At 35.4% G+C, this 4,625-nt stretch carries 8 protein-coding genes; all 8 read right to left on the minus strand.

What is annotated here, in order from left to right:
* Nucleotides 1–373: LD-carboxypeptidase (locus ACNSTQ_RS22710; protein ID WP_418202024.1), on the minus strand; the 373-nt coding region annotated here is incomplete at its 3' end.
* 339 nt (nt 374–712) lie between these two features.
* On the minus strand, nt 713–1,579 hold the full coding sequence (locus ACNSTQ_RS22715; protein WP_418202025.1) for an alpha/beta fold hydrolase: 867 nt from the start codon (nt 1,577–1,579) through the stop codon (nt 713–715).
* 49 nt (nt 1,580–1,628) lie between these two features.
* Complete coding sequence (locus ACNSTQ_RS22720; protein ID WP_418202026.1) at nt 1,629–1,835, minus strand: DUF6366 family protein; 207 nt, start codon at nt 1,833–1,835, stop codon at nt 1,629–1,631.
* Nucleotides 1,836–1,972: 137 nt separating this feature from the next.
* Entirely contained in the window at nt 1,973–2,638 is a 666-nt protein-coding gene (locus ACNSTQ_RS22725) for a hypothetical protein (RefSeq protein WP_418202027.1), read from the minus strand.
* 98 nt (nt 2,639–2,736) lie between these two features.
* The gene (locus ACNSTQ_RS22730) at nt 2,737–3,159 is read right to left on the minus strand and encodes a DUF3139 domain-containing protein (RefSeq protein WP_418202028.1); all 423 of its coding nucleotides are present in this window, start codon (nt 3,157–3,159) and stop codon (nt 2,737–2,739) included.
* 122 nt (nt 3,160–3,281) lie between these two features.
* Nucleotides 3,282–3,410, minus strand: a complete 129-nt coding sequence (locus ACNSTQ_RS22735) for a hypothetical protein (protein ID WP_418202029.1) — start codon at nt 3,408–3,410, stop codon at nt 3,282–3,284.
* A gap of 144 nt (nt 3,411–3,554) precedes the next feature.
* Nucleotides 3,555–3,743: a hypothetical protein gene (locus ACNSTQ_RS22740; RefSeq protein WP_418202030.1), complete on the minus strand. Its 189-nt coding sequence runs from the start codon at nt 3,741–3,743 to the stop codon at nt 3,555–3,557.
* Nucleotides 3,744–3,904: 161 nt separating this feature from the next.
* Complete coding sequence (locus tag ACNSTQ_RS22745; RefSeq protein WP_418202031.1) at nt 3,905–4,285, minus strand: hypothetical protein; 381 nt, start codon at nt 4,283–4,285, stop codon at nt 3,905–3,907.
* Nucleotides 4,286–4,625 lie beyond the last annotated feature (340 nt).

Genomic DNA, 4,625 nt, shown 5'->3' on the forward strand with positions numbered 1-4,625 from the left:
TTTTCGTTGTAATAGCAGTTGCAATAGCCGTTATATCACTATAACCACAAAATACTTTAGGATTTCGTTTAATACATTCATAATCAATATACGGTAGTAGTTCGTTACTATTAAAACCACCTATGACCGTTAATATTCCTTTTACATTAGTATCTTGAAATGCTTCATGCAAATCTTCAAGTCGTTGTTTAATAGAAGAAGAATTATGTAAATCATTATTAAATAGGTTTCTTCCAAACGTCACGTTAAAACCTAATTCTTCTAGACATTTTTTTGCTATTTGTATCCCTTCCTCAGATAAGATACAAGCACTCCTACTCGGAGCAATAACTCGTATTTCATCTCCTGTTTTGAGTTTAGTTGGTGTTAACATAAATAGTTCTCCTCTTAATAAAATTATTTTCTTCTCTTAAAGTAAACTGCTCGTTAGTTTAATATCCATTACCTACCTTAATTGTATAATTATAAAAAAATATACAATATTAACCTAGTTATAATAATACACCATTAAGACCTATTAAACTGCCAAAACAATATAAAATATATCATATATGTTTATAGAAGATAAATTGGTAAACTGTCTGTCATACACTGGTAACCTCTTTGTTATTCAGTGGTAGAACTATGTCATTGATGGTACATTTTATTGGCTGTAATCTCATTTAAAAATTGATAATAAAAATGAAGCATGGAGATAGTTCCCCATGCTTTGTTAGACCTCATTTATTGCATTCAAAATTAGCTTGTTTAGTACGTCTGGCTGTTCGTGGTGAATCCAGTGCGTCGCTTCTTGCACCATTGTCAGTTTTCCGTCACTGCACAGTTTCATGCTATCTTTTGCAAGCATTAACGATAAGAAGTGATCTTTTCTTCCCCAGATCATTCGAACAGGTACTGTCACTGCTTCATTCGATATTTGCCTCATAGTCCCCGCTCTCATTGCTCGGTACCAATTCAACATACTCGTCAGGGCATTTCGTTTGGACCACGCAGCTTCGTATTGCTGAAGGTCCTCGTGTGTGAAAGCTCCGGTATTAGAGGAGATAAGCATCATATTTTTCATTGCCTTATAGTGGTTTGCCGATAGAAGCTTTTCCGGAATCTTCGGTGTTTGAAAAAATAAAATGTAAGAACTCCGGAACATCTGGGTCGGGTGCTTCACCACATTCCTCATAAAAACAGCCGGATGAGGTACATTGATGGGGATGACCTTGTCCACGTAGGACGGCCGGGTCGCTGCCAAATGCCATGCGACTAACGCTCCCCAGTCATGTCCGATGACCGTAGCCTTTTCTCTGCCAAAAAACTCGATCAAGCCCATCATATCATCCCTTAGTTTATCAATCGTATACTCTTCCACGTCTGGCGGCTTCTCACTCAAATTATAGCCCCGCTGATCAGGAATAATGACACGATAGCCCGCTTGTGCCAATGTGCTGATTTGCTTATTCCATCCATACCAAAACTCAGGAAAACCGTGTAGCAGAATAACGAGAGGACCGTCTTCAGGACCTGCAACACCTATATGTAAGGTAATACCATTGGTTTGTATAAAACGAAAGTCTATGTTTTTCATCATCGAGTCCCTCCTAGCTATAGGATTGGCTCGGCGTTACGTTTCATACTCATTATATGAAAAATGTTGCAATGGTAAAGCCTATTATGATGACAAGGATAAGAATGCCCGTCCCTTTCCAGCCTAAACTTCCTACTACATCCGCAAGACCACCGCTGTTTGCTCTATTAAAATCATCGTTCATATTTCCAGTTGGATTTCTTTTCAATTCCTCTTGTATCAATCTTTCTCTTCGTCTTTCAGGAGTTTTTTTCCACACACACTTCAACACCCACCCTCACTCAATTAATCGTAAATTTTTATGTTCTACTCCTTCTTAAACCATCATCCTCGCCACTCAAAACTCCTGCTTAAGACATGAAGAATTGACATTAGGTTTTGTGTAGCTTTAAAATTCTAATCTGTAAAACTCCTTAAAAAAATCAGAACGCCTTCGTGATGAAGCCTCCTATAATTAAATGGGATATTACTTAAATTTTTGTGTTTTTCATTCCAGATCAGTTGTATAAAATGGGAACTATTTTGTAGGACATGGTTAGGTAAAACATTCTCAAACTGGTAACACTCGTTCGGATACGTTTCAGAGGAATTAAATAAATCAAGGACATTTACCTCAAACCCAATCCCGCCAACTTTAAAACGATAAACCGAAAATAAATGGATAAGCAGGTTTGTAAAATCTACATATTCCTCTTCGTTAATACCAATTTGTCCCCATTCCTTAGAATCATAGGTTGAGCCATAGAACCAAAAATTGACCAATAGACCATTGGAAGAAACCTTCTCTATTTGTAAGGTCGCTTTTCGTTTTCTAGTTAGATGAACGTACAAATGTAATTTTAATGAGTGCATCATTGGGGTTGTAGGGTCAGCCTCATCAAACGGTTCCCCTTTAAGAAAATAATCTATCTTTTCATCTGTATTCTCATCAACTAATTCTATCTTTTCTGATAGAAGTGAGAGATTATTTATTACTGAATGAACGAGTTTCTTTTTATCTTCTCTTATCTTCATTAAAAAACTTACTTCAAGAAAAGGGCCACCCCGCAACCATTCTGACATAGACATAATCACCAACTTTAGTATTTATATTCCTGCTACAAAGTTCAAATAAGACGGCAACTGCTTTCATTTACTTTAATAATTTAATAGTTATAGTTTTATCTGTTATCTAAATAGCCTATACATTTCTTTTCACTGTGATTGGTTTTTTCCGTCGTCATTTCTCCATATGTATTACTCGTAATCAATGTTTCTTTTTCACAAAATTGTACAACATTTTTCCCTCTCTTTGTCACCCCATACAGGTATTCCAATTGAGGTTCATCTTTGAAAATCACTTTGTAATGACCATGATACACACTATTATTAATCGTATGTTTTGTTTCCATATACGATTGTTTCAATATTTCCTCGTCACTATAACCCATTTCTTCCAAATGTGAAGGAATATATTTATGTACTAGATACTTGTGATAAGGATTCCCATTATTAAGGACATAAATAAAGGCAAAAGGAATCGAGACCATTCCCAAGAAGACAATGGTTAAAATTATGATTACAACATTCTTTTTAGTAAACAAGCCAATCCCCCCTTCTTTTTTCATCACGTACCATTAAAGCGATTAAAGGACCTGCTTCGTTAGTAGAACAGCGATTGCCTTTTATAAAGCTATGGCACTTTGTTGAATAAAAGAGTTACGAATTATTCCTCTTGGACATCAACTATATTATAAAACTTATCAACAATCGGGTGAATATCAGGTACTGTATCAACATTACTACACCCGACCAACATTAACACTACACATAATAGTCCTGCTACATTTTTCATTCGTATCACCGTCCTAACATATAGTACCATGCATTTTCAGATTATTCTGTATTTCGCTTATATTGTTACATTTTTGATCTGTAAACAAAGAAATCGCTTCCGTAGCTAAAAAAAAGTTTCTTATAATGAATCCCTTTTTCAAGGCTAATTTGTTTGTAGCTTTCTTAAAACAATTCCATTTGCAACTGCTCCTATTAACCCTGTAATCCCAAAAATGTATGCAACAAACAAAGGTGTTGAAGTAAATGCTTCAGTAAGTATTCTAAACAAACCAACAGCAAAAATTAGTAAACTACATACAAGTGTAATAATAATTCGAGTTTTATGATTCAAATTTACGCCCCCATAAAGTAAATAATCTTCTGACTATAATGTTAACATTCATCAAAAGCGGTATTAACGTTATTGAATTATTCTGCTCCCAATAACTTCAACAAAAAAGAACGATAATCATCTTGTGCGATCGCAGCCTTACTGAAAATAGGATTTTGCTTTTAACCAACTAGATGCTTTAAAATCTTCTTTGTAACTAGCAATATGTGCAAAAATAATAAAGAGGCTATTATACCAAGTAACAACATACTAAGAGTTTCACCTACAAACCCTTCATTATAGAGCCCGATATAAAAGAAAAAATTAACTATAACCCCACCAATCCCATATATGACAAGGGAAAGTAGATACTTGTTTGCTTTAACCTTTTCTAGGATAACATCGGCAAGTAATGAAAAAAGAATGCCACCAGTTAAAAAAATAGTTCCAGAAAACATCAGGTAAACTAAAAAATACTCCATTGAACCATTCAAGAATGCTAAACCTAATGAAAATACTATTCCAGAAAGTATTGCTGTTATCACTTTTTCAAGGATTTTCATTCAAACACCTCCTAAAGAACAACCCTTACATTAAAAACCAGATGTACTCGAACAATAACGTGCCTTACCCCTAGTACGTAAAATAAAGAAAACTAGCGGATCGGCGAGCCCTAGTGGCGAAGGCAGAGGCGTAGTTGCCCTTATACTTGGTACTTTAAAATTTTCACCCTCGTCGAGAAAATTCTATGCTAAAATTTTGTACTTTCCTAATGTATATCGAGTAGGAGGAGGTGATTAACCTCCGACCTCTCACACCACCGTACGTACGGTTCCGTATACGGCGGTTCAATTTTATACTAAGCATGTACTTTGTTGTAATGTTGGACACAAGAGATTAGCC

Source organism: Alkalihalobacterium sp. APHAB7, from assembly GCF_048323755.1.
Classification (GTDB): Bacteria; Bacillota; Bacilli; order Bacillales; family Bacillaceae_F; genus Alkalihalobacterium.

Bases quoted from the DNA above. Each gene is read 5' to 3' on its own strand.
- ACNSTQ_RS22745 (WP_418202031.1), bottom strand. From the start codon at position 4,285: ATGAAAATCCTTGAAAAAGTGATAACAGCAATACTTTCTGGAATAGTA.
- ACNSTQ_RS22725 (WP_418202027.1), bottom strand. From the start codon at position 2,638: ATGTCAGAATGGTTGCGGGGTGGCCCTTTTCTTGAAGTAAGTTTTTTA.
- ACNSTQ_RS22735 (WP_418202029.1), bottom strand. From the start codon at position 3,410: ATGAAAAATGTAGCAGGACTATTATGTGTAGTGTTAATGTTGGTCGGG.
- ACNSTQ_RS22715 (WP_418202025.1), bottom strand. From the start codon at position 1,579: ATGATGAAAAACATAGACTTTCGTTTTATACAAACCAATGGTATTACC.